Source organism: Stenotrophomonas sp. CASM110 (assembly GCF_049384345.1).
Classification (GTDB): Bacteria; Pseudomonadota; Gammaproteobacteria; order Xanthomonadales; family Xanthomonadaceae; genus Stenotrophomonas; species Stenotrophomonas muris.
The window spans coordinates 73,952-95,945 of record NZ_JBMRGI010000002.1 but is presented as its reverse complement, the minus strand read 5'-3'; the positions used below and the strand labels follow the sequence as shown (position 1 = coordinate 95,945).

23 protein-coding genes are annotated in these 21,994 nt (G+C 68.3%); 21 read left to right on the top strand and 2 right to left on the bottom strand.

Annotated features, from left to right (window positions below; all coding sequences use genetic code 11):
- Positions 1 to 139: 139 nt before the first annotated feature.
- A complete protein-coding gene (locus tag VG561_RS01825) occupies positions 140 to 1,555 on the top strand; it encodes a GGDEF domain-containing protein (protein WP_032958025.1) in 1,416 nt (471 codons plus the stop codon).
- Positions 1,556 to 1,650: 95 nt separating this feature from the next.
- On the opposite strand, the gene VG561_RS01820 is transcribed toward VG561_RS01825, so the two are convergent.
- Positions 1,651 to 2,853: an MFS transporter gene (locus tag VG561_RS01820; protein WP_414611939.1), complete on the bottom strand. Its 1,203-nt coding sequence runs from the start codon at positions 2,851 to 2,853 to the stop codon at positions 1,651 to 1,653.
- An 89-nt stretch (positions 2,854 to 2,942) separates the two neighbouring features.
- Between VG561_RS01820 and VG561_RS01815 the strand changes: the two genes are divergently transcribed.
- The 15 genes from VG561_RS01815 (at position 2,943) to map (ending at position 15,579) form a co-directional block, all read left to right on the top strand.
- On the top strand, positions 2,943 to 3,392 hold the full coding sequence (locus tag VG561_RS01815; protein ID WP_126411857.1) for a winged helix-turn-helix transcriptional regulator: 450 nt from the start codon (positions 2,943 to 2,945) through the stop codon (positions 3,390 to 3,392).
- Between the two features lie 73 nt (positions 3,393 to 3,465).
- On the top strand, positions 3,466 to 4,593 hold the full coding sequence (locus tag VG561_RS01810; protein ID WP_197574156.1) for a metallophosphoesterase: 1,128 nt from the start codon (positions 3,466 to 3,468) through the stop codon (positions 4,591 to 4,593).
- Between the two features lie 133 nt (positions 4,594 to 4,726).
- Positions 4,727 to 5,410 carry a response regulator gene (locus VG561_RS01805; protein WP_014646433.1) on the top strand — a complete coding sequence of 228 codons (684 nt, stop codon included), beginning with the start codon at positions 4,727 to 4,729 and terminating at the stop codon, positions 5,408 to 5,410.
- A complete protein-coding gene (locus VG561_RS01800) occupies positions 5,407 to 6,786 on the top strand; it encodes a sensor histidine kinase (RefSeq protein ID WP_049441505.1) in 1,380 nt (459 codons plus the stop codon). The genes VG561_RS01805 and VG561_RS01800 overlap by 4 nt, the downstream gene beginning before the upstream one ends.
- An 80-nt stretch (positions 6,787 to 6,866) precedes the next feature.
- Positions 6,867 to 7,703 (top strand): alpha/beta hydrolase, encoded by an 837-nt coding sequence (locus VG561_RS01795; protein ID WP_423179320.1) that lies wholly within the window; start codon positions 6,867 to 6,869, stop codon positions 7,701 to 7,703.
- A gap of 1 nt (position 7,704) precedes the next feature.
- Positions 7,705 to 8,064 (top strand): EamA family transporter, encoded by a 360-nt coding sequence (locus VG561_RS01790; protein ID WP_014646430.1) that lies wholly within the window; start codon positions 7,705 to 7,707, stop codon positions 8,062 to 8,064.
- Positions 8,061 to 8,459: a DMT family transporter gene (locus VG561_RS01785; RefSeq protein WP_423179319.1), complete on the top strand. Its 399-nt coding sequence runs from the start codon at positions 8,061 to 8,063 to the stop codon at positions 8,457 to 8,459. Before VG561_RS01790 ends, VG561_RS01785 begins: the two co-directional genes overlap by 4 nt.
- 10 nt (positions 8,460 to 8,469) lie before the next feature.
- Positions 8,470 to 9,678, top strand: a complete 1,209-nt coding sequence (locus tag VG561_RS01780) for a DegT/DnrJ/EryC1/StrS family aminotransferase (RefSeq protein WP_014646428.1) — start codon at positions 8,470 to 8,472, stop codon at positions 9,676 to 9,678.
- 168 nt (positions 9,679 to 9,846) lie between these two features.
- Entirely contained in the window at positions 9,847 to 10,563 is a 717-nt protein-coding gene (locus VG561_RS01775) for an MtnX-like HAD-IB family phosphatase (RefSeq protein WP_262093251.1), read from the top strand.
- A gap of 64 nt (positions 10,564 to 10,627) precedes the next feature.
- On the top strand, positions 10,628 to 12,028 hold the full coding sequence (locus VG561_RS01770) for an aspartate aminotransferase family protein (RefSeq protein WP_111205780.1): 1,401 nt from the start codon (positions 10,628 to 10,630) through the stop codon (positions 12,026 to 12,028).
- A 28-nt stretch (positions 12,029 to 12,056) separates the two neighbouring features.
- Positions 12,057 to 13,121: a GNAT family N-acetyltransferase gene (locus VG561_RS01765; RefSeq protein ID WP_053494653.1), complete on the top strand. Its 1,065-nt coding sequence runs from the start codon at positions 12,057 to 12,059 to the stop codon at positions 13,119 to 13,121.
- Between the two features lie 3 nt (positions 13,122 to 13,124).
- On the top strand, positions 13,125 to 14,009 hold the full coding sequence (locus VG561_RS01760) for an arginase family protein (RefSeq protein WP_032958040.1): 885 nt from the start codon (positions 13,125 to 13,127) through the stop codon (positions 14,007 to 14,009).
- A gap of 139 nt (positions 14,010 to 14,148) precedes the next feature.
- Positions 14,149 to 14,508, top strand: coding sequence for a bleomycin resistance protein (locus VG561_RS01755; RefSeq protein ID WP_423179318.1), 360 nt, complete (start codon positions 14,149 to 14,151; stop codon positions 14,506 to 14,508).
- A gap of 68 nt (positions 14,509 to 14,576) precedes the next feature.
- The gene (locus VG561_RS01750; RefSeq protein ID WP_014646422.1) at positions 14,577 to 14,789 is read left to right on the top strand and encodes a ParD-like family protein; all 213 of its coding nucleotides are present in this window, start codon (positions 14,577 to 14,579) and stop codon (positions 14,787 to 14,789) included.
- 7 nt (positions 14,790 to 14,796) lie between these two features.
- A complete protein-coding gene (gene map, locus VG561_RS01745; protein ID WP_014646421.1) occupies positions 14,797 to 15,579 on the top strand; it encodes a type I methionyl aminopeptidase in 783 nt (260 codons plus the stop codon).
- Here the strand turns inward: map and VG561_RS01740 are convergent.
- Positions 15,576 to 16,190 (bottom strand): LysE/ArgO family amino acid transporter, encoded by a 615-nt coding sequence (locus VG561_RS01740; RefSeq protein WP_014646420.1) that lies wholly within the window; start codon positions 16,188 to 16,190, stop codon positions 15,576 to 15,578. The genes map and VG561_RS01740 overlap by 4 nt on opposite strands.
- A gap of 106 nt (positions 16,191 to 16,296) precedes the next feature.
- Between VG561_RS01740 and VG561_RS01735 the strand changes: the two genes are divergently transcribed.
- The 5 genes from VG561_RS01735 (at position 16,297) to VG561_RS01715 (ending at position 21,971) form a co-directional block, all read left to right on the top strand.
- Positions 16,297 to 17,190 carry a LysR family transcriptional regulator ArgP gene (locus VG561_RS01735; protein WP_046429615.1) on the top strand — a complete coding sequence of 298 codons (894 nt, stop codon included), beginning with the start codon at positions 16,297 to 16,299 and terminating at the stop codon, positions 17,188 to 17,190.
- A 78-nt stretch (positions 17,191 to 17,268) separates the two neighbouring features.
- The gene (locus VG561_RS01730; protein ID WP_423179317.1) at positions 17,269 to 18,669 is read left to right on the top strand and encodes a TolC family protein; all 1,401 of its coding nucleotides are present in this window, start codon (positions 17,269 to 17,271) and stop codon (positions 18,667 to 18,669) included.
- Positions 18,662 to 19,675, top strand: a complete 1,014-nt coding sequence (locus VG561_RS01725; protein ID WP_423179316.1) for an HlyD family secretion protein — start codon at positions 18,662 to 18,664, stop codon at positions 19,673 to 19,675. Before VG561_RS01730 ends, VG561_RS01725 begins: the two co-directional genes overlap by 8 nt.
- A complete protein-coding gene (locus tag VG561_RS01720; protein WP_142234431.1) occupies positions 19,660 to 20,847 on the top strand; it encodes an ABC transporter permease in 1,188 nt (395 codons plus the stop codon). The genes VG561_RS01725 and VG561_RS01720 overlap by 16 nt, the downstream gene beginning before the upstream one ends.
- Positions 20,844 to 21,971, top strand: a complete 1,128-nt coding sequence (locus VG561_RS01715) for an ABC transporter permease (protein ID WP_423179315.1) — start codon at positions 20,844 to 20,846, stop codon at positions 21,969 to 21,971. Before VG561_RS01720 ends, VG561_RS01715 begins: the two co-directional genes overlap by 4 nt.
- Positions 21,972 to 21,994: the final 23 nt, after the last annotated feature.

Below are 21,994 nucleotides of genomic sequence, written 5' to 3'. Positions count from 1 at the left end.
CTCATTGCCGCCGCGGCGCCGACGTGCTTTGCGCGCCGTGCAACCCTGCATCGCGCATAAACTGACCGGCCAACCCGCCATCAACCGTGCGCCACCGCGGCCGATACCCGTGGTTTGCCGTACGCAGTCAGAGATCGACGTGGAACCACCCCAACTGGACGATGCCAGCCAACCGCTGGCCGAGGCCTGGCAGCACTGCCTGCAACAGGCCGGCCCTGCCGCCACCGCGCTGCTGCACGCCGCCGCCGCCGATGCCCCGCCGGCGCTGGCCCAACGCTTCTACGAGGTACTGCTGCAGGACGGGCGTGCACGCCGCTTCCTGTCCCACGATCAGGTCAAGCAGCGCCTGCAGCCGGCCATGCAGCGCTGGCTGGTGCAGTTGCTGACCACCAATGCCGACGGTATTGCCGGCGCCGTTGCCTCGCAGCGGGTGATCGGCGATGTGCATGCCCGGGTCGGTATTCCGGTCGACCTGGTCACCCGCGGCGCGCGCGTGCTCAAGCACGAACTGTTCGTGCGCCTGCACGACGACGCGCCCGACAGTGCCACTGCGTTCGCCGCCATCGACTGCCTCAGCGCGATCATGGACATCGCCATGGAAGGCATGACCCTGGCCTATACCCATGCACGCGAGCGCTCGACCCGCGCCGATGCTGCGTACCGGCTGTTCTCGCTGGTGCAGAACGTCGGCACCGAACGCGAACGCCAGCGCGCACTGCTGCTGGACTGGGAGAACGCCCTGCTCTACGCGCTCGCTGGCCACGTACAGGCCAGCGACAGCGCCAGCCTGGCCACTTCCGAGTTCGGCCTGTGGTTCACCCACAAGGGCATCCCCAGCTTCGGCGAGAGCAGCGAGACCCGGCAGGTCGGCCAGCTGATGGCCCGCATCGACAGCAACCTGCAGCGGGCGAGCAACGATGCCCCGGCACAACGACTGGCGGTGCTGCCGGCCATCCGCGAGGACCTGGCCGCCATCCGCACCCTGATGACGCTGCTGTTCGAGCGCATCGGCGAGCTGGATGCCGGCAGCGATGCGCTGACCAACCTGCTCAACCGCCGCTTCCTGCCTACCGTGCTGCGCCGGGAGATCGAGCTGGCCACGCGCAACCGCACGCCGTTCTCGCTGCTGCTGCTCGACCTGGATCACTTCAAGGCGATCAACGACGGCCACGGCCACGACGCCGGGGACCGCGCGCTGCAGCACGTCGCCGGCCTGCTCGGCCAGCTGACCCGCGGCAGTGACTACCTGTTCCGCTATGGCGGCGAGGAGTTCGTGGTGGTGCTGGTCGCGGCCAGCGAATCACAGGCCGCGGTGATCGCCGAAAGCCTGCGGCGGCAGATCGCGCAGTCACCGGTGGCATTGGCCAACGGCCAGGTACTGGCACTGACCGCCAGCATCGGCGTAGCCGGCCATGACGGCCACCCGGACTACGAGCGGCTGATGGCACGGGCCGATGCGGCGATGTACGAGGCCAAGCGCAGCGGCCGCAACCGCGTGGTAGTGGCCAGCGCGGACCTTGAGGAAGCACCGGGACGGCGTGCACTGCAGCGATGACGACAGGACAGGTAGAGTCGACCGCTGGTCGACTATCGCACGCAGCGCGGGATTTTTCGCACGCGGGGCGAAGAGCAGTCGACTGACAGTCGACTCTACCGACAGTCGACTCTACCGATTCGCCCGCCAGCCGATGCATTGGACGCCACCACCCGCCATGCTGCCCACCACAGCAGCGCCAGCGCCGCGATGCCTGCACCCAGCAGGCACACGGCAGGCCAGCCATGCCGGGCCTGCATCCAGGGCCCGGCAGCCGCACCGGCACCACTGCCCACTGCATAGAACAGCATGTACAACGCCACCAGGCGTCCATGCTGTTCTGCCGGTGCACGCAGCAGCAGCGCCTGGTTCGATACGTGCAGTGCCTGCCCACCGAGGTCGAGCACGATCACGCCCAGCAGCAGCAACGACAGCGACTGCGGCAGGCCCAGCAGCGGCCACCACGCGGCCAGCATCAGCAGCAACGCGCCAAGACTGACCCGACCGGCGAAACCGCGGTCCATCCAGTGCCCGACCCGCGCCGCCATCAAGGCGCCCACTACGCCGGCCAGGCCCAGTGCGCCGATGGCCGCGGTGGACCACTGCAACGGCGGCGCCGACAGCGGCAGCGGCACCGCCGCCCAGAACACGTTGAGGCCAGCAAACAGCAGCAATGCCAGCGGCCCACGCTCGCGCAGCGCGCGGTCCCGGCGCAGCATGCCCAGCATCGAACCCAGCAGTTCGCGCCAGCGCGGTGGTACCGCCGGCACCGGCACCGCCGGCAGACGCCGCCACAGCAGCACGGCCAGGGCCGCCATCAGCGCTGCCGACAGCAGATAGACCGCCCGCCAGCCGACGGTGGCCGCGACCGCGCCCGATACAACGCGCGCCAGCAACAGGCCGATGAACACGCCGCCCTGCACCACGCCCACCAGGCGCCCGCGCTGCTCGGGCGGCGCAAGCGTGGCGGTATAGGCGATCAAGCCCTGGGTCAGCGCGGTGCCCAACAGCCCGGCCAGCAGCATGCCCGACAACAGCCAACCGGCCGTGCGTGCCGCTGCCAGCCACAGCAGGGCCAGCACCAGCGCCATCAACTGCATCCGCAGCAGGCGTCGCCGGTCACCGCGATCGGCGAGCGGCAGCAGGCCCAGCAATGCCAGCACACTGCCGGCCTGGGTTGCCGCCAACACTGCGCCCGCCACGGCACGGTGCAATGCGAAGGCCTGTGCCAGCCGATCCAGCAGCGGTTGCGCGTAATAGACGTTGGCAACGCTGGCGCCGGCCGCGACCGCGAGCAGGGTCAGCAATGGGCGGGACATCGATGCGCTCATGATGTAGTTGCAATTTGAAACTTTATGCAGGCTATCGTCATTGGTTTTAAACTGCAACCACATTCGGAGGCCACAGCATGCACGCCAACAGTCCCTGCCCCGTTGCCCGCAGCGCCGACCTGCTCGGTGATCGCTGGGCACTGCTGGTGATCCGCGATGCCTTCGACGGCGTCACGCGCTTTGGCGACTTCCAGCGCAGCCTCGGCGCGGCGCGCAACATCCTCAGCGATCGCCTGCGCAGGCTGGTCGAGGCCGGCATCCTGCAACTGCAACCGGCCTCCGATGGCTCGGCCTACCAGGAATACGTGCTCACCCGCGCCGGCCAGGAACTGTTCCCGCTGCTGGTCGCGCTGCGCCAGTGGGGAGAACGCCATCGCTTCAGCGCCGGTGAAGCCCATTCGCAGTTGATCGAATCCAGCACGCGGCGACCACTGCCCTACATGCAGCCACACGGGCGCGACGGTCAGCCGCTGCAGGCCGCCGCCACCCGCGTGCGCAAGCTCAAGGACGACCGGCGCGGCGCCTGATCCGCCCATTCGCGCACACCACGATCCGGCCGCGCCGGTTAGCATCGGAGGTTTCCGCCGCCGGACGCCGCCGATGCCGCGCTATCGCCCTTTCCTGCTGACCGCCCTGCTGTTGCCGCTGCTGGCCTGCGCCACAGCAACCACGCAGGCCCGCGAGGTTGCCGCGCCCGCCGACCACGTGCAGGCCGATGGCCCCTATGTATTCCGCCAGGGCGACCAGCTGCAGGCCAAGTGGATCTGCGACGACAAGGTCGAGTCGCGCTCGCTGGCCATCAACACGACGGGCACCGATATCGCGCCGCGCTGTGGCTACGAACACACCGTGCACGTGGCCGCGCCGAATGCGGCCTCGGTCTCCGTGCTGCCGGCCGCGCCGCGCATCGTCGCGCTGTCGGACATCCATGGCCAGTACGGGCTGCTGGTGCGCCTGCTGCGCGCCCACCAGGTCATCGACGCCCAGGATCGCTGGGCCCTGGGCAAGGACACGCTGGTCATCGCTGGCGATGTATTCGACCGCGGCCCGCAGGTGACCGAGGCGTTCTGGCTGCTGTACGGCCTGCAGCAGCAGGCCGCCGCCGCCGGTGGCGCAGTGCACTTCGTGCTCGGCAACCACGAAACCATGGTGCTGTACGACGACCTGCGCTACGTCAACCCGAAGTACCTGCGCAGCGCCCAGCTGCTGGGCCGCAGCTACCCGCAACTGTATGGCGCCGACTCGGTGATCGGGCAGTGGCTGCGCACCCGCCCGGTGCTGCTGAAGATCGGCGATACCCTGTTCCTGCATGGCGGCATCTCGCCCGAGGCGTTGCAGCTGGCGCTGGACCCGGTACGCACCAATGCGGCCTACCAGGCCTCTCTGGGCCTGCCCAAGGCCGAAGTGAAGGCCGACCCGGCCACCGCACCGCTGTATGACGGCAAGACCAGCCCGATCTGGTACCGCGGCTATTTCGATGGCCGCCTCGACACCGCGGCGGTACAGGCCGTGCTCGACCGCCTGCAGCTCACGCGCATCGTGGTTGGCCATACCTCGATGCCACACGTCAGCAGCTTCCACGGCGACCGCGTGATCGCCATCGACAGCAGCATCAAGAACGGCGAGAACGGCGAACTGCTGTTCATCGAGGATGGCAGGCTCAGCCGCGGCCTGCTGGACGGCTCACGGGTGCCGCTGGCACTGGGTGAGCCGGGCCTGCAGGACTGAATGGCGGGACAGCGCGACGGTGCCGGGAGGTGCCGGCGCGCTCCACCTTCACCCGGTTTGCGGCTACCCTCGGCAGCCGAGAGGCCCGCCCCGTCCACCCGCTGGGCCCGACCGTTAAAGGAGCTCCCCGCGCATGCGCGTTCTGATTGCTGAAGACGACCCGGACATCGCCTCCGGCCTGTGCGCCTCGCTGCGCCGGCAGGGGCATGTGGTCGACCACGTCGACAACGGCGCGCACGCCGACGCCGCGCTGGGTTCGACCCAATACGCGCTGCTGGTGCTGGACCTGGGCCTGCCGCAGCTGGATGGCCGCGACGTGCTGCAGCGCCTGCGCCAGCGCGGCGATGGCCTGGCGGTACTGGTGGTGACCGCCCGCGACGGCCTGGCCGAACGCGTGCGCGTGCTCGACCTCGGTGCCGACGACTACCTGGTCAAGCCATTCGCACTGGACGAATTCGAAGCCCGCGTGCGCGCACAGCTGCGCCGCGTGACCAGCAATGGCAACCCGGACCTGCGCATCGGCCGCCTGCGCATCGATCTGGCCGGGCATCGGGTGTGGATCGACGACCAGTCGCTGGAACTGACCGCACGCGAGTTCGGCCTGCTGTCGGCACTGGCGGTACGCGCCGAGCGCATCGTCTCGCGCGCACAGCTGGTGGAGGCGCTGTGCGACTGGGGCCAGGACCTGACCGACAACGGCCTGGACATCGCCCTGCACCGCCTGCGCCGCAAGCTGCAGCCCGGCGGCATGGGCATCCGCACCGTGCGCGGACTGGGCTACATGCTGGAAGACGCGCAGGACGACAGCGCCCCGTGATCAGTGGCCCCCCCAGCCTGCGCCGGCGCCTGCTCGCCTTCCTGGCGTTGCCGATGCTGGGCCTGCTTACCTTCAATACGATCCTGGCCTATTACGTTGCGTTGGATTATTCCAACCGCATCCACGACCGTAACCTGATCGACGACACGCACTCGTTCGCGCAGATGCTGAGCACCATGCCGGTGACCAGCGACCTGTCTCCGCAGGCGCGCTTCCTGATCGAATACGAGCCCGACGGCCATCGCTATTTCAACGTGGACAGCAGCCGCCAGGGGACACTCAGCGGCAATGCGGATTTCAGTGCCTACGCGCCTTCGCAGGAATGCACCGGCGTGGACCCCACCCTGTACGATGGCATTCTCAACGGCCAGCCGGTGCGCATGGCCACCGTCTGCACGCGTGCGATGAACGATCCGCAGGACCAGCTGGCGGTGACGGTGGCCGAAAGCATGGCCGAACGACGCCAGCGCGCGCGCGAGATCCTGATGATCATCATCCCGCTGATGACCATGCTGGCGCTGGGCACCGCCGCGCTGGTCTGGTTCGGGGTGACCCATGGCCTGCGCATCCTCACACCGCTGAGGACCCGCCTGGCGCAGCGCCGCGGCGAACTGGCACCGATCTCCGATGCCGACGTGCCCGAAGAGATCCAGCCGCTGATCAGCACCATCGACGATCTGTTCGCGCGCCAGGCGGAAATGATCACGCTGCAGAACCGTTTCATCGCCGACGCCGCGCACCAGCTGCGCTCGCCGTTGGCCGGCATGGCCCTGCACGTGGACCAGGCACTGGCACATGGCGACCCGGACACGGTGCGCGAGGCATTGCAGCACATCCGCCGGCTCAACCAGCGCACCGCCCGGGTCAGCACCCAGCTGCTCGCACTGAGCCGGGCGCAGACCGTGCCCGATACCGTGGAGGCACTGGACCTGTGCGAGCTGGTGCCGCAGTGGGTCGGCATGCGCGTGCCCGAAGCGATCCGCGATGGCATCGATCTGGGCTACCGCGGCAGCCCCCACCCGCTGCGCGTGCTCGGCAATGGTGCCCAGCTGCAGGAAGCACTGGACAACCTGATCGACAATGCGCTGCGCTATGCCGGCCGCGATGCGACCGTCACGGTCGGCGTGCATGCGCTGGATGACAATGACGTCGAACTGTACGTGGAGGACAACGGCCCCGGCGTGCCCGAGGACGTGATGCCACGGCTGGGCGAGCGCTTCTTCCGAGCGCCTGGCACCGCAGCCAGCGGCACCGGCCTGGGCCTGGCCATCGCGCACGAAGCGGTGGAGCATTCCGGCGGCCGCCTGACCTTCCTCAACCGCGCCGGTGGGGGCCTGAAGGTCGCCATCACACTGCCGCTGCTGAAGGCCCCCTGACCCGTACCGGGGCGCTGAAAGGCTGGCGAAAATCGCGCTTGCGATCCTGACCATCCCCACTGCCGTCCCGGAGCCGCCAGGTGACCGAATCGCACGACTTCTTCCTCCCCGGTGGCCCGCAGGGCGTGCTGCTGGTCCACGGCCTGACCGGCACCCCGGCGGAAATGCGCATGCTGGGCAAGGGCCTGAACAACGCCGGCTTCACCGTACACGGCGTGCAGTTGCCCGGCCATTGCGGCACCGTGGATGACCTGCTGGCGACCACCTGGGAACAGTGGTACCAGGGCGTGGAAGATGCAGCGGCGAGCCTGCGTGGCAAGGTCGACCAGTTGTTCGTCGGAGGCCTGTCGATGGGCGCGGTACTGGCGCTGGCGCTGGCTGCACGCCGCCCCGAATGGGTGTCCGGCGTCGGCGTGTATGGCGCCACCTTCCGCTACGACGGCTGGAACATTCCCGCCGTGGCCCGCCTGTCGTTCCTGCTGCCGTGGTTCAAGCGCTTCAACATCGGCCGCGACTGCATGTTCATGGAAGAACCGCCCTATGGCCTGCGTGACGAGCGCCTGCGTGCGCAGGTCAGTGCCGCCATGCTGTCCGGCGACAGCGCCGCGGCCGGCCTGCCGGGCAACCCCTGGCACGCGCTGGCCGAGATGCGCGCCCTGAGCAACTGGACCCGCCGCCACCTGCACCAAGTCACCGCACCGTGCCTGGTGATGCACGCCCGCGAAGACGACGTGGCCAGCATGGGCAACGCCGAACTGGTGATGTCGAGGGTGAGCGGCCCGAAGGAACTGGTGGTGCTGGAAGACAGCTACCACATGATCACGATCGACCGCGAACGCCGCGAGGTGATCCGCCGCAGCGCGCGTTTCTTCACCGAAATCGGTGAACGCAGCGGCGTGCTCAAGGCGGTGGCCTGAGATGGGGGCACTCGCCACGCTGCTGTGGCTGGCCAATGTGGTGCTCGATACCGGTGGCCAGCTCGCCTTCAAGGCCGCCGCCAGCGACCCGCAGGATGGCGAAGGACTGCAACGCTGGAAACACATGCTCAGCCGTCCCTGGCTGTGGATCGGCATCGCCTGCTACGTGCTTGAGTTCGTTGCCTGGATCGCGTTCCTGTCGCTGGTGCCGTTGTCCAAGGGCGTGCTGCTGGGCTCGATCAACATCGTTGCGCTGATGATCGCCGGCCGCATCCTGTTCCGCGAAAAGCTCACGCCATTGCGGGTGACCGGCATGCTGCTGGTCACGGCGGGCGTGGCGGTGGTGGGGGCCGGCTCATGAGGCGCCTGTATGTGATCGGCTTTCCCCTGCTGATGGCCTTCGACACGCTGGCCCAGCTGTGCTTCAAGTACGCCGGTGACGCCGCGCTGCCGGTCGAGGCCAACACCGCGTGGCTGCTGCGCGTGCTGTCGCAGCCGTGGGTATACGGCGCGGTCCTCGGCTACGTCGGCGCGTTCTTCACCTGGATGAGCCTGCTGCGCCATGCGCCGATCGGCCCGGCGTTCGCGGCCTCGCACCTGGAGGTGATCAGTGTGCTGCTGCTGTCGGCCTGGCTGCTGAAAGAGCCGCTGACCCTGCATCACTTTGTCGGTGCGGTACTGATCGTGGCTGGCATCGTCTGCCTCGGCCGCGCCGAAGCGGATGATCCGCACAGCCCCGCCGACAGCACTTCGTGAGCGGGCTGCGATGAGCCTGTTCGCGCGCGAACTGCCGCCGACCGCTGGCCTGCCGATGCAGGCCAGCGACTTCCTTCCCGGCGGCGGCGACCTGCGCGACATCCTGGCCACCCAGCTCGGCACACCGCCGCTGCAGCTGACCTGTTCCGGCACCCACGCGCTGCTGATCGCACTGCGCACCCTGCGCAAGCGCGCGCCCAAGCGCGATACCGTGATCCTGCCGGCCTATACCTGTCCGCTGGTGCCGATCGCGGTACACAGCCTCGGCCTGCGCGTGCAGCTGTGCGATACCCGGCGTGGCCATTTCGACTTTGATCCGGCACAGCTCTCGCGCCTGGCCGACGCGCGGACGCTGGCGATCCTGCCCACCCACCTCGGCGGGCGCATCGCCGATGTCGAACGGGCCTGCGAGGTCGCACGCGGCGCCGGCGCCTGGGTGATCGAAGATGCCGCACAGGCGCTGGGTGCACGGGTCGGCAACAGCAGCGTGGGCCTGCGTGGCGACATCGGATTCTTCAGCCTGGCCGCCGGCAAGGGGCTGAGCCTGCATGAAGGCGGCCTGCTGGTCAGCCGCGATGACGAGCTGCGCGCCGCGCTGGCCGAACATGCCGCCGAACAGGTACGTTTCAGCCTGCGCTGGGAGCTGCTTCGCAGCGTGCAGCTGCTGGGTCTTGCCGCCTGTTACCGCCCCTCGCTGCTGTCGCTGGTGTACGGAAATCCGCTGCGCAGCGCCCTGCAACGCGGCGATCTGGAAGACGCGGTCGGAGACATTTTCCCGCTGGACATCCCGCAGCACCGGGTCAGCCAGTGGCGGCAGAACGTAGGCGCCCACGCTGCACGGCGGCTGCCTGCGTTCCTGCAGGCCGGGCGCCTGCGCGCACTGCAGCTGCGTGTGCAGCTGGCACAGCTGCCGGCGGTGGAGGTGGTCGATGGCCTGGCCGGCACCGGCGGCACCTGGCCGATGCTGATGCTGCTGCTGCCCAGCCAGCGCGCGCGCGATGCCGCACTGGACGAACTGTGGCCGCGCGGCCTCGGTGCCAGCCGCATGTTCATCCATGCCCTGCCCGACTACGCCTACCTGCGTGGCATCGTGCCGCAGGACGACATGCCGAACGCGCGCGACTTCGCCGCACGCATGCTGACCCTCGGCAACAGCGCCTGGCAGACCCGGGAAGAGACCGCGCAGATCCTGCGGGCGCTGGCCGCTGCGCAGCCCTGAAAGCGCGGTTTTCACGGCATCACGCCCATTCAGCACGCTCGATTCCTGAACACTTTCCCCACCCGGCGGTGCAGGCTTTCAACAGGAAAGGAACGAGAAAGGCTGCCTGCCTACATTGAGCCTGCCCCGGCATCGTGCCGGACGTTTCTTTCATCGACGGACCTGCCCATGCACTGGAGCATCCTGTGTGACTTCGATGGCACCATCAGCCTCGAAGATGTCATCGACTCGCTGCTGGAGAAGTACGGCCAGCCGGGCTGGCAGCAACTGGAAGACCAGTGGAAGGCGGGAAAGATCGGCTCGCGTGAATGCATGCAGGGCCAGGTGCGGCTGCTGAAGCTGGACCCGGCCACGCTCGACGCGCACCTGGACCAGGTGCAGATCGATCCGGGCTTCGCCGCCTTTGTCAGCCGCGCCGAACAGCTGGGCGTGCCGCTGCGCATCGTCAGCGACGGGCTGGACTATGCGATCCACCGCATCCTCGCCAACCACGGCCTGTCGCGACTGCCGGTGGTGGCCAACCACCTGCGCTGGTGCGAAGACCATTGGGAACTGGAGTCGCCCTACCAGGCCGAAGGATGCCGCAGTGGTACCTGCAAGTGCACCTGCGCCGCGCAGGCGCGTGTCGACGAAGCACCACGCGTGCTGATGATCGGCGATGGCAGCTCGGATTTCTGCGTCTCCGAAGATGCCGACTTCGTGTTCGCCAAGCGCCGCCTGATCACCCATTGCACGAAGGCCGGCATCGAGCATGCCGCCATCGATACCTTCCACGATGCAATCGCACTGTTGCCGCGCTTGCTCGATGGCAGCCTGCTGCAGCCACGTCGCCTCGACGCCAGCCCGCAGCCCGCCGCACTGCCCCTGCTGCTGGCCACCGCCTGAGCACTCCCTTCCAGGCGCGCTCCCCCGTCACCCCTTTCGAACGTCCTTCACGGAACCGAACTGCATGAACATTTTTGACAAGAACGCCGACGCGGCTGCCTCCGACGCGCAGCTGCTGGCCGACGAAGCCCGCTACAGCTCCTTCGGCGACACCGTCCACTACGTCGACCCGCCGAAGATCTTCCAGCGCGGCGAAGGAAGCTACATGTTCGACGGTGCGGGCGTGCCCTACCTCGACCTGCAGATGTGGTACTCGGCCTGCAACTTCGGCTACAGCAACAAGCGCCTGAACGACGCGCTGAAGGACCAGATCGACACCCTGCCGCAGGTCGCCAGCCAGTACCTGCACCCGACCCGCGTGCAGCTGGCCAAGACCATTGCCGTGGACATGCACCAGAAGTTCGGCCTCGACGGCCGCGTGCACTTCAACGTCGGCGGCGCGCAGGCCATTGAAGATTCGCTGAAGATCGTGCGCAACGCGCGCGGCGGCAAGAGCCTGATGTTCGCCTTCGAGGGCGGCTACCACGGCCGCACCCTGGGTGCCTCGTCGATCACCTCCAGCTACCGCTACCGCCGCCGCTACGGCCACTTCGGCGAGCGCGCGATGTTCATCCCGTTCCCGTACCCGTTCCGTCGTCCGAAGGGCATGACCCCGGACGAGTATTCCGACCACTGCGTGTGGCAGTTCGAGCGCCTGTTCGAAAGCGAGTACAACGGCGTGTGGGATCCCAAGGTCGGCCAGGCCGAGTACGCCGCGTTCTACGTCGAGCCGATCCAGGGCACCGGCGGCTACGTCATCCCGCCGCGCAACTTCTTCACTGGCCTCAAGCGCGTGCTGGACAGGTACGGCATCCTGATGGTCGTCGATGAAATCCAGATGGGTTTCTGGCGCACCGGCAAGCTGTGGTCGATCGAGCACTTCGGCGTTACCCCGGACGTGCTGGTGTTCGGCAAGGCGCTGACCAACGGCCTGAACCCGCTGTCGGGCCTGTGGGCGCGCGAAGAACTGATCAACCCGACCGTGTTCCCGCCGGGCTCCACCCACTCCACCTTCAACTCCAATCCGCTGGGCACCCGCCTCGGCCTGGAAGTGCTGAAGCTGGGCAAGGAAATGGATTACGAGCGCACCGTGCCGGAGAAGGGCGCGTACTTCCTGGACGGCCTGCGTGGCCTGCAGAAGCGTCACCCGGAGATCGGCGACGTCGACGGCCTGGGCCTGGCCCTGCGCGCCGAGATCTGCCAGACCGACGGCTACACCCCCAACAAGGAACTGCTGGACCGCATGGTCGACATCGGCCTGGCCGGTGACCTCCTGCACGACGGCAAGCGCATGGGCCTCGTGCTCGACGTGGGTGGCTGGTACAAGAACGTGATCACCTTCGCGCCGTCGCTGGACATCAGCTACGAAGAGATCGACCTGGCGATCACCCTGCTCGACCAGGCGCTGACCAAGGCCAAGGGCTGAGGTCGATGCGCTGCCGGTTCCCGTGCCGATGGAGATGACGTCACGCGCATCCAGCACCGCGCTGGAACCGGCCGCGCTGCTGGAGGGCTTCCTGGCCCACCCGCCGCTTGGATTCGAGGCAGGCCTGCTTCCCAGCGGCCTGCCGACCTTCCGTGCGCCGCTCGACCTGACCACCACGATGGACGACGACCTGCGCGGCAAGCTGCTTGGCTTGCCGCTGTCGCGCCTGTGGCGGCCCTGGATCACCTGGAAGACCCGCTTCGTCGGTGCCACCAGCACCGAGTACACCCCGTTGCCCGCGCACGTCGCACCAGAGGCATTGGCCGAGGACGTGACGCGTCACGCGATCGGCGATTCCCGGCTGCTGGTGGTCAAGGACCTGGCAATCGATTCGCCGCTGCTGGACGACGCGGCCAATGCACACAGCAGCGCCTTCCTGCAGGCGCTGCTGGCACGCGGCTTCGTCGAACTGGAAGGCATGCCGCTGGCCTGGGTGGCGATCGATTTCGATTCGATCGATGGCTATCTCGGACGCCTGTCGTCCTCGCGCCGCAAGAACATCCGGCGCAAGCTGCGCTCGCGCGATGGCCTGCAGATCGACTGCATCGCCACCGGCGATCCGGCCCTCGCCGACCCGCGACTGCAGGCCGAACTGTACGCGCTGTACCTGGGCGTGTTCGCGCAGAGCGCGGTGCATTTCGACCAGCTCGACCTGCCCTACTTCCAACACCTGCTGGCCGACAGCCAGGGCCAGGGACGGATGTTCCTGTACCGCCACCAGGGTCTGCTGATCGGCTGGAACCTGTGCTACATCCACGCCGGAAAGCTGGTGGACAAGTACATCGGCCTGGCCTACCCGCAATCACGCGAGCACAACCTGTACGCGGTCAGCTGGATGCACAACCTCGAGTACGCGCTGCAGCACGGCCTGAGCCACTACGTGGCCGGCTGGACCGACTCGCGGATCAAGGCCGAGCTGGGCGCCCGCTTCACCTCCACCCGGCACGCGATCCACGCCCGCTCCCCGCTGCTGCGCGCTGCCCTGCGCAAGCTGGCCCCGTACCTGCAGGGCGAACCTGATGGAGGCGGTTGAACGATGTCGTCGCGTTTTCCGCTGATCCTGGACCTGGACGGTGGCGTACTGCCGCTGCCACAGGCGCAGACCCTGGCGCTGCCGCAGTGGCACGATCCGCTGCGCTTCGCCTGCAGCACTTCAACCCTGGACCGTTTCGCCGCTGAAGTGCTGGCACCGCTGCCGGCCCAGCTCGGCACGGTGATGCTCGGCAGTGGCGACTTCCACCACCTCAGCCTGCCGCTGCTGCGTCGCATGCGCGCGCACCAGCCGTTCCAGCTGGTGGTGCTGGACAACCATCCGGACAACATGCGTTTCCCGTTCGGCATGCACTGCGGGTCGTGGGTGAACGCGGCCAGCAAGCTGCCGCAGATCTCGCACATCCATGTGCTCGGCATCACCTCCAGTGACATCGGCCTGGGCCACGCCTGGGAGAACCATTGGCGCCCGCTGATGGGCGGGCGCCTGACTTACTGGTGCATGGATGTGGACGTGGGCTGGGGCCACCGCCTCGGCAGCGGCCGTGCATTCCGACGGTTCGAGCACCCGGAGGCACTGGTTGCCGCGTTCGCCGCCGAGCAGGCCAAGTCGCCGCAACCGACCTACCTGTCGATCGACAAGGATGTGTTCGCCGAGGACGTCGCCCGCAGCAACTGGGACCAGGGCCGCTTCCAGCTGGAACACGCACTGGTGGTGATCGAAGCGCTGCGCGCCGGCGGCCTGGTCGGCAGCGACATCACCGGCGAAGTGTCGCTGGCCAACTACCAGAGCCGCTTCAAGCGCTGGCTGTCGTCGCTGGACGGCCAACCTGACGTCAGCGCCGAGGATCTGCCGGTGTGGCAGGCACGGCACCAGCAGGTGAATCGCGAACTGCTGGCGGCGATGGCCGCCGTGCCGACCGCCTGCTGACCGCGTCGGTCGTGCCGGCCGCTGGCCGGCGTGGCTTCGGTAGTGCCGGCCGCTGGCCGGCAACCTCATCGTTCCCAGGCTCGCCGGGATGCCGGCCAGCGGCCGGCACTACACTGGACTCCCGCCCCGGAGCCTCGCGATGCCCCAGACCGTCATCCCGCAACTGCGCATGCGCCATGCCGACACCACCCTGCCATTCTACGTGCAGGGGCTGGGTTTCGTGGTCGACTGGGAACACCGCTTCGAACCCGGCTTCCCGCTGTTCGCCCAGCTCACCCGCGACGGCCAGACGATCTTCCTCACCGAACACAGCGGCGACTGCGAGGTCGGCGGCGCGGTGTACTTCATCGTTGAAGACGTCGACGCCCTGCACCGCGCCTTCAGTGCCGCCAACGTACCGATCGAGCAGCCACCGCACGGCACCGGATGGGGCAGCCGCGAGATGCTCCTGCGTGACCCGGACGGCAACCGACTGCGCTTTGCCACCCACGTGGACTGAACGATGCGGGCTTGAGGCGGATATACGGAACATATATGCTTCATATATCCATTCCGCCAGGACCGCCCATGGGCATCGTCAACATCGATGACACCCTGCACGACCAGCTGCGCCGTGCCTGCACCGTCTCCAGCCGTTCGATCAACGCCCAGGCCACCTTCTGGATCCGGGTCGGCATGCTGTGCGAGATGAACCCCACGCTGAGCTTCCAGGACATCGTCGCCAGCGAACTGCGGGCAGCCGGGGTGCAGCCGCAGGCGCTGGCGCCCGGGCGGGCCTGACATGACGATGATCAAGCAGCCGCACGAAATCGCGTTGCTGGCCGAATCCGGGCGCCTGCTGGCGCAGGTGTTCGCCGCGCTCGACCAGCTGCCGCTGCAGGGACGCAGCACGATGGAGATCAACGACTTCGTCGAGCGCATGATCGTCGATGAGCTGCAGGCGCGGCCGGCCAGCAAGGGCCAGTACGGCTTCCCGTATGTGCTCAACACCTCGATCGACAACGTGGTCTGCCACGGCGTTCCCAGCACCACCGACGTGCTGCGCAACGGCCAGATCGTCAACCTCGACATCACCCTGGAGAAGAACGGCTACATCGCCGACTCCAGCACCACCTACCTGGTCGGTGAGGTCGACTACGCCGCGCGCAGGCTGGTGCAGGCCACCTACCAGGCGATGTGGAAAGGCATCGCTGCGGTGCGCCCGGGAGCGCGCCTGGGCGATATCGGCCACGCCATCGCCCGCCACGCGCGCAGCCACGGCTACAGCGTGGTGAAGGAATACTGCGGCCATGGCATCGGCCAGCAGATGCACGAGGAACCGCAGATCCTGCATTACGGCCATCCCAACACCGGCATGGTGCTGGAAGAAGGCATGGTGTTCACCATCGAGCCGATGCTCAACCAGGGCAAGCCGGCCATCCGTCAGCAGCCGGACCAATGGCCGGTCTACACCCGCGACGGCAAGCTGTCGGCGCAGTTCGAGCACACCGTGGCGGTCACCCGCAGCGGCGTGCGCGTGCTGACCCTGCGCCCCGGCGAAACCCCGCAGTGCGCGGTGGACGCGGCCTAGAGCGGGCGCAACAGCAGCAGCGTGGCGAGGCAGGACATGAAGACCGCCACGGCGGCATCCAGCACCCGCCAGGCGCCCGGCCTGCGGAACACCGGCTGCAACAGGCGCGCGCCATAGCCCAGCGTGCAGAACCAGGCCACGCTGGCGGCGCAGGCACCGGCGGCGAACGCCCAGCGCAGGTCACCGGGGTAGCGCGTGGACAGACTGCCCAGCAGCACCACCGTATCCAGATAGACGTGCGGGTTGAGCAGCGTGAACGCCAGGCAGGTCAGCAGTACCTGCCGTCCGCTGCCGCCCTGCGCCTCGGCGGCGGCCAGGGCACTGCCACCGCGCCACGCGCGCAGCCCCGCCCGCAGGCCATACCAGAACAGGAAGGCCGCACCACCGAAGCGCAGCACCTGCAGCAGCAGCGGCCACTGCAGCACCAGCGCGCCCATGCCGCCAACGCCAGCAAGGATCAGCGCGATATCCGCGCCGGCGCAGGCCAGCACTACCGTCCCCACATTGCGCTGCTGCAGGCCCTGGCGCAGCACGAAGGCATTCTGCGCGCCGATGGCGATGATCAGGCCGGCACCTGCGAACAGGCCGGCGGCGGTAGCGGCAATCCACATCGGGACAGGCCAGGCAGCGAGGGGACGCGCAGGGTGCGGCCAACCGCCTTGATTAGACAAACTGATTTTTCTTTATCCTGTGCAGGAAAACTGAAGAGGCACCGGCATGGACCTGGTACACCCGCAACTGGCCGCGTTTGCCGCGGTGCTGGAGGAAGGCAGCTTCGAGGCTGCGGCACGCCGCCTGTCGATCAGCCCGTCAGCACTGTCGCAGCGGATCAAGGCCCTGGAGGACAGGCTCGGGCAGGTACTGGTGGTGCGCCAGGCACCCTGCCGGCCGACTGCCGCGGGTGAAGCGCTGCTGCGCCGGGTGCGACCGATGCAGGCGCTGGAGGCCGAGGCATTGGCCGAGCTGCTACCCGAGCGTGGCAGCGACGCTGCGCGCACGCCGATCCCCCTGGCGGTCAACGATGACTCGCTTGATACCTGGTTCGTACCGGCCATCGCCGACCTGCACCAGCGCCACGGCTATCTGTTCGACCTGCGCATGGACGACCAGGACCACACCCTGCAGCTGCTGCGCGATGGCAGCGTGCTCGGCGCGGTCACCGCCGAAAGCCAACCGGTGAAGGGATGCAACGTGCACCCGCTCGGCGCGATGCGCTACCACGCCATCGCCTCGCCCGGCTTCGCCCGCCAGTACTTCCGCGATGGCATGCAGGCCGCAACCCTGGCGCACGCACCGATGCTGGTGTTCAACCGCAAAGATGAACTGCAGTGGCGCTTCGTGCGGCGCCTGACCCGCGCGCGGCTGCAGCCGCCGCTACACTACCTGCCCTCCTCCACCGGTTTCGTCGAAGCCGCCGCCTGCGGACTCGGCTGGGGCATGGCTCCGGAAACCCTGGTCGCGCCCGCCGTGCGCGCCGGCCGCGTGGTGGTACTGGAACCCCGCCGCTGGCTCGATGTGCCGCTGTACTGGCAGCATGCCGCCGTGCGCTCAAGCACGCTGCAGCACATCACCCAGGCGCTGCGCACTGCGGCCAGAGGCACCCTTCGTTGAGAACAAACCGATGATCGCAGACCCGGGCTTCACGCTGCACGCACTACCGTTTGCGCACTTCTTCACTACTGGGACGGCATGGGCGTGATCGGCCGACGTACAAGGATGCACCGCGCGAAGGCCGCGCTGGCGCTGGCAGCCTGCCTGCCATTGGCTGCCGCCGCGCAGCCCACCAGCAACGCACCGGCATTGGACTGGGAACAGGCACGGCAACGCCTGGAGCAGGTCTCCGATGCGTTGGCCGCTGCCGACGCCGCCGTGCGCAACAAGCAGGACCTGCAGGACGCGACCCGCCTGCTGCGCCTGCCGGAGATCACCGGCGAAGTGCGCCGGCTGCAGTTCCAGAAGACGCTCACCCTGCCCCTGGGTTCGCTGGCTCCGGTGGCCGAGGCCTTTGGCATCGACTCGCCGCTGTCGTTCACCGAACGCGACTGGCGTACCCGCCCGGTGGTGACTGCAGTGCTGCCGCTGTACACCGGCGGCGTGATTCCGGCCGCGCAACGTGCGGCCAGTGCCGCCCACGAACAGGCCAGCGCCGAGCGCGAAGCACAACGCCAATCGCTGACCGTGCAGCTGGCCCAGGCCTATTTCGGCCAGCGCCTGGCCGAGCAGGCGGTGGACGTGCGCCGCGATGTGCGCGATGGCCTCAACCGCCACCTGTCCGACGCAGAGAAGCTGGAACGCGAGGGCTTCGCCACCCGCGCGCAGCGCCTGCAGGCCACCGTGGCCCGCGACAAGGCCGAGCGCGAATACCAGAAGACGGTGAACGACCTGGCCACGCTGAAGGCCGCACTGGCCACGCTGCTGCGCAGTGGCGGCGAGGTGCAGCCGGTGTCGCCGCTGTTCGTGCAGCGCGTGCCACTGGAACCGGTGGCCAGCTTCGAACGCACCGCGCAGGCGCGGCAGCCGCAGATCGCGCGCCTGCGGGCGATGGTGGCGCAGGCCGAACAGGGCGTGCGCGTGCAGCAGGCCAAGCTGAAACCACAGATCTTCGCCTTCGGCCAGTACGACTTCCGTCGCCGCGACGAGATGCTGACCGATCCGGACTGGGCGTTCGGCATCGGCCTGAAGTACACCTTCCTGTCGCCGAACTCGCGGCCGGCGCAGATCAGCGCCGCGCGTGCGCAGCAGGACCAGGCCGAAGCGGGCCTGCGCGAGGCCGAGAACCAGGTCGCGCTGGGTGTGCGCAAGGCCTGGAACGAGCTGGAAACCGCACGCCAGCAGTACGTGCTGCTCGACAGCAGCATCGCCCAGGCGCAGGAAAACCTGCGCCTGCAGGCGCTGGCGTTCCGCGAAGGCCAGGCCACTTCGCTGGATGTGATCGACGCGCGGCTCGGCCTGGGCGGCGCCCGCGTCGAGCGCGCACAGGCCGCCTACCAATACGATATTGCGCTGGCACAGTTGCTGGAGATCAGTGGACAGATGGACCGTTTCGAAGAGTTCCGGCGGCGGGCGGACGAGGTGATCGACCATGAGTGATGTGCTGCACGACGATGCGACGACGCCCCCGGGCAAGCGCCGGTTGGGACCGATCCTGGCAGTGGTGCTGCTGGTCGTGGTGGTGCTCGGCCTGTGGCTGGCCTGGCGCAGCCCGGCCGACCAGATCCAGGGCATGGCCGATGCGGACACGATCAACGTGGCCGCCAAGATCACCGCGCGCGTGGCCGAACTGAAGGTGCGCGAGGGCGACCGCGTGCAGGCCGGGCAGGTGCTGTTCCTGCTCGACAGCCCCGAAGTGGCCGCCAAGGAACAGCAGGCGCACGGCGCTTTGGCCGCCGCACAGGCAGTGGCCGACAAGGCCGACGAAGGCGCACGCAGCGAAGACATCCGCGCCGCCGAAGCGAACTGGAAGCGGGCCGAAGCCGGTGCGACGCTGGCTGAAGCCACTTACCAGCGCGTGCAGAACCTGTTCAACGAAGGGGTGATGACCCGGCAGAAGCGTGATGAAGCGCATGCCCAGGCCACCAGTTCGCGTGAGCTGGCCCGTGTCGCGCGCGCGCAGTACGACATGGCCCTGGCCGGCGCGCGCGAGCAGGACAAGCGTGCCGCGCAGGGCCAGGTGCAACAGGCACAGGGCGCGGTGGCCGAAGTCAACGCCGCGCGTGTCGAAGTGGAAGGGCGCGCGCCGGTGGCCGGCGAGATCAACAAGCGCATGGCCGACCCGGGCGAGCTGGTGCCGGCCGGCTACCCGGTGTTCACCCTGGTCGACATCGACCGCATGTGGGTCGCCATGAACCTGCGCGAATCGCAGATGCAGGGCCTGAAGGTCGGCAGCAAGCTGCAGGGCAGCGTGCCGGCGCTCGGCCTGGACGGCGAATTCGAGGTCTACTTCATCAATCCGGCCGGCGACTATGCAACCTGGCGTACCACCCGCCAGTCGTCCGGCTACGACGTCCGCAGCTTCGAGGTGCGGGTGCGCCCGGTACGCCGCATCGAGGGCTTCCGCCCCGGCATGAGCGTGCTGTTCGCATGGCCCCAGCACTGAGCCCCGGCCGCGGCGGCTTCGCCGCCAGCTGGCGGCGCGAGCTGCAGTCGCTGCGCGGCAACCGCGCCGACCTGCTGCTGGTCACCGTGCTGCCGCTGCTGATGCTGGTGGTGATGGCGTGGATGTTCACGCCTTCGGTGATGCGCGACATCCCGATCGCGGTGGTCGACCTCGACCACAGCAGTGACAGCCGTCTGCTGCTGCGCATGCTCGATGCCAGCCCCGGCGTGCGCGTCGCCAGCCAGCCGATGGACCTGGAAGACGCACGTTCGCAGCTGCGTCGGCTGGATGTGTTCGCCATCGTACTGGTGCCGCGCGATGTCACCCGGCAGGCGTTGCGTGGACGCCAGGGCACGGTGTTCGCCTATTACAACGCCACCTACATGACCACCGGCCAGTCCGCGTCGCGCGATATCGGCGACGCGGTCTCGGCCTGGAACGCGCGCCTGCTGCGCGAGCGCATCGGCCTGCAGGTCGGCCCGGGCAAGCTGCGCGCGGCACCCATCGCGGTGCAGTCGGACATTCTGTACAACCCGGCACGCAGCTACGAGCTGTTCCTGCTGCCGTTGATCTTCCCGGCGGTATTGTCGCTGGTACTGGCACTTGCAGTGGCCGGCAGCCTTGGCCGCGAGATCCGCGACGGCACCCTGCCCGCCTCGTTGGGCCGCACGCCATGGCCGGCGATTGCCGGCAAGGTCGCGCCATACATCCTGCTGTTCTCGCTGTATGGCGCGCTCGGCATCGGTTACCTGGCCTGGCTGCGCGGTGACGGCGTGGCCGGCAGCGTGCTCCTGCTGCTGCTCGCACAGCCACTGTTCTACCTTGCCACGGCCGCCTACGCGTTGTTCTTCGTCGGCGTCACCCGCGACATGGGTACCGCGCTGTCCGCAGTCGGCCTCAGCATCGGCACCGCGTTGGCCTTCTCCAGCGCCACCTTCCCGGTGCTGGACGGCCCTCTGTTCACCCGCATCTGGCATCAACTGCTGCCACTCAGCGCCTACATCAAGCTGCAGACCCAGCAGCAGTTCATCGGTTCGCCGCTGCAGGTTTCGGTGTGGCCGCTGGCCACGCTGTTGTTGATGGCGGTGGTGGCAGGAGGCGTCGGCGGCCTGCGCCTGATCGCCTTTGCGCGCACACCTGCCGCCGCACAGCCCGCAGGGGCCGACGCATGAGCGCACTCTGGCGCAGCCTGCGGCAGACCCTGATGGCAGTGCTCTGCGACCGCTACGCGATCGTGGTGATGGTCGGGGCGGTGATCCTGTACTCGTTCTTCTATCCAGCCGCCTACCGGCACCAGGTGGCCGGCAACCTGCCGGTGCTGGTGGTGGACGAAGACCACAGCGCGACCAGCCGCGAGCTGCTGCGCAAGCTCGACGCACTGCGCGTTGCGCGCGTGGTCGGTCAACCCGCGGACGTCGACAGCGCACGCCGGCAGCTGGAAGCCGGCCATGCCGAAGGGATCGTCGTGATCCCGGCCAATCTGGAGCGCGACATCCTGCGCGGCCACCCGGCCAAGCTGGTACTGCTTGGCAACGGTGCCTACCTGGGCCGCGCCAGCTGGGTGCTGGGCAGCGTGGCTGACGCGCTGGGTGCGTTCGGGCGTGATGCCGTGGTCGGCCAGGCCGCCTTCATGGGCGCACCGCAGGCACCACCGGTCACGCTTGTGCAGCGTCCCCTGTACAACACGCAGGAAGGCTATGGCAGCGCCATCGTTCCCGGCGTGGCCGAGCTGATCGTGCACCAGACGCTGCTGATGGGCATCGGCGTCCTGCTCGGCGGCCGCCGCCTCGCGCTCGGCCGGCGCCTGCGCTTCAACCTGCCGACCCTGGCCGGCATGGCACTGGGCTTCGGCCTGATCGGCCTGTTCGGTCTGTTCTGGTATGCCGGGTTCACTGCCTGGGTGCAGGACTATCCACGCGGAGGCAACCCGCTGGGCCAGCTGCTGGGTGGCACGCTGTTCATCGCGGCGACGGTGGCATTCGGCCTGTTCGTCGGCAGCTTCTTCCGCACCCGCGAACGCGCCTTCCAGTACATCATCGCCACCTCGATCCCGCTGTTCTTCCTCGCCAACCTGTCGTGGCCCTCGGTGATGACGCCACAACCGCTGGTCTGGCTGGCGCAGCTGCTGCCGACCACCTCCGGCATCAACCTGATGGTGCGCCTGAACCAGATGGACGCCAGCCTGGCCGAAGTCAGCCACGAACTGATCACCCTCACCGTCCTGCTGCTGCTCTACGGCAGCCTCGCCACCTGGCGCCTCCTCGCAAAAAAGGGGACGGAGGGGATTAAGTCGTAAGCGGCCGGTTGGGGGGATTGCGA